The 2,705-nt window shown below is 44.3% G+C and carries 2 protein-coding genes; both read right to left on the bottom strand.

Annotated features, from left to right (window positions below; translation table 11 throughout):
• Window positions 1-522: 522 nt before the first annotated feature.
• Entirely contained in the window at window positions 523-675 is a 153-nt protein-coding gene (locus LC574_RS34735; RefSeq protein ID WP_229458160.1) for a hypothetical protein, read from the bottom strand.
• A gap of 38 nt (window positions 676-713) precedes the next feature.
• The coding region (locus LC574_RS34730) for an esterase-like activity of phytase family protein (protein WP_229458159.1) at window positions 714-2,705 on the bottom strand (1,992 nt) is incomplete at its 5' end.

Genomic DNA, 2,705 nt, shown 5'->3' with positions numbered 1-2,705 from the left:
AAGTCTACTAAAGTAGACTAAAGATTTTTGGCTATATTTAGTCATCTTCAGATGACTTTTACTATTAGCAAGGAACTTCAGTTCCTTGCGGGACATGGCTTTTACGTTAAGTTGACACGTATGAGCATTGCGCTTTACCCCTACCGCGTGGTCTATTTACCTGAAAATAGCTGTAACTGAACGGTATTGCCACACATCTAGGATAGGACTTACGCAAAGGCAACGTACTTTCGTCATTGCAAGCGTTGCGAACGCGAGTGCGTCTCTTAGAGTTGCAATCCCAGTCTTGACGAGATTGCAACGCTTGACTGCGTTCCGCTCGCAATGACTAATCATCGCTGCGTAAGTCCTGTAGGACTTTTGCAAGAGGTCTAGTTTTAATTGGCTAGCGATCGCATCAAATTTTCTGCATAAAAGAAAATCGGCGTGAATCCCATCCCAACAAGAGGGGTGTCCGGCCGATTTAGTCATTTGTCATTAGTCATTTGTCATTAGTCATTTGTCATTAGTGCCAATGACCAATTATTCCTTGATGGTACAAGCCATTTTTTTGTAGGTTGGGTTGAGCGAAGCAAAACCCAACGTATTTGTTGGGTTTTGTGCCTCAAACGCCACTTGCTTCAAGTCGGCAGAGCCGCCCAACGCAGTGGCTCCCCAACCTACGAATCGAGGCATTTTTCGATTTGGCGAAGGTATTGTCTTTGCCGACTTACTTAAGCCACGACGCTAGCAGAGAAAACAAAGTCGTTTGCAGTTAGGCTCGTTGAGATAATTCCTAGCAATGAAACCAACTCTGTATTTCCTGTTTTCACGAGAGTGTCACTACCCTGTTGCAGGAGTGTTAGCTCACTAAATTGAGCTAACACACCACCAAGCCCGATTTTATCAATCCCGATTGTAAAATCAGTCACGATGTTCTTACTAATTGGTAGACTACCATTGGCAATCCAGAATTGGTCAGCACCAGCACCACCACTGAGGCGATTAGCGCCCTGTTGACCAGCAAAAAGCACATCATCAGCATCGCCACCAAACAACGAGTCATTGACATTAGAGAAGAGTTTGTCATCTCCAGAACCACCATAGAGACGGTTATTGCTACCGTTACTCGTGACGGTGTCTTTACCTGAGCCACCGAATAATGATTGACGAGAACCTTCAGTTACTGTGAAAGTATCATCACCTGCCGCTCCAAACAAATTATTACTACCACTGGCTTCCACCACGACAATAACATCATTACCACTGCCACCATCGGCACTGGTATTTTGAGCCGGGCCATTTTGACCAATAAATATGCGATCGTTACCGTCATTCCCGGAAACTGAAGAGTCGCTGCCTGCAAGCACTGTGTCGTCACCGTTTCCAGCCAGGATTGTGTTACCTTGATTACCTTTTATAAAGTCTGCTCCGTCACCTGCACTAAAGAATTTTCCTGGCTCAAGATTGACAGTATCGCTGTTGGTAGAACCAAAACCGTTCAAGAAAGTAGGCTCTACAACTGTTAGGTTATTGGGTAGTTCGAGGATGCCGAGTTTTTCAGCAGGCGTATTACCCGTAACGTTAAAGTCATTGTCGTTAATCAAGGCTAGAGTGTTGGGTGCTACCAATGCTAGACCTTCTAATTTTTCCACCCCGGTGTAGCCCAACTGAGCAGCATTAGCGATTAAGCTTTTAGTAACAGGGGTAATATTGGCAGTAGCTAACTCCGCAGAGGTCAGTTGTTCAATAGTTTTACCAGCTGGCAAAGTAAAGTTAGCAGGGTTGTTAATGTTGGTAGCCCCAGCTAAATCAATTTGGTAAATTAGTTTATTGCCAGCAGATGTACCATTGTCATCTCGCTCAACTACTGCAAATTTGCCGTTACCCAAAGAAACTGCATCGCCAATCTTATCTGTTCCTGGTAAACCTTCTAGGAGATATAAATACTCTCCTGTTACCTGCTTGGTGACAATATCAAACTCCAGAATTCGCAGATTGAGAGAAGCTTTGGATGTCGCATCATTAGCGACATCTGGATTATCAATTGAACTCTGGATAAAGGCATATAATTTATTACCTTCCAACGCTACAGCTTCAAATCCTCGGTTATTGCGGCGTTGGGCATAAACTGCTGGCAAAACCTCAGTCCCAAAAGTTCCAGTTGGTTGATCTGGGTCGGGTGCTGTGGCAGTTCCTTGAGGGATAAAACGCTCAATCAGTTTACCATTAGCGTCAAAGTGATAAATTGCCGGACGGTATTCATCTACCAGCCAGTAATCACCATTTTCTGCAACTACAATTCCCTCTAAGTCAGCACCCAAAGGATCGTTCGCTAGAACCTTGTTGTCTAAATCAACGGCAATTTCATCTGTGTAGGCTGTGCCATTTGCCCCAGCTTGTAAGTTAGGTAATCCCGTTAATGGGGTTGTCCCATCTTGGCGGAATAATCCTGTTCTGTTGGTAATGCTGATTTCACCTGTGGTGCGGTTGAGTTCAAAGCTGACTATTTCTGGCTGGAAATTAGGCAAGAAAAATGGTCTGTTTGAACCATTAGATTCTCCATTGGGGCCACGGTCGGTGTTGGTGACAAATTTCAGATTGCCATTGGGTGCAAACCCTTGGAAATATAACCCAGAAAAACCACCCAAGAAAATATCTTCACCTTTAGAGGTTGTACCTAACTTCGGTAGGTTTTCAAATTCATAGATAGTCAGCTTGGGTTG

Source organism: Nostoc sp. CHAB 5715, assembly GCF_020829685.1.
In the GTDB taxonomy this organism is placed as follows: domain Bacteria; phylum Cyanobacteriota; class Cyanobacteriia; order Cyanobacteriales; family Nostocaceae; genus Nostoc.
Note: the sequence above shows the minus strand (reverse complement) of the source record. Positions and strands in the feature narration are given on the sequence as shown.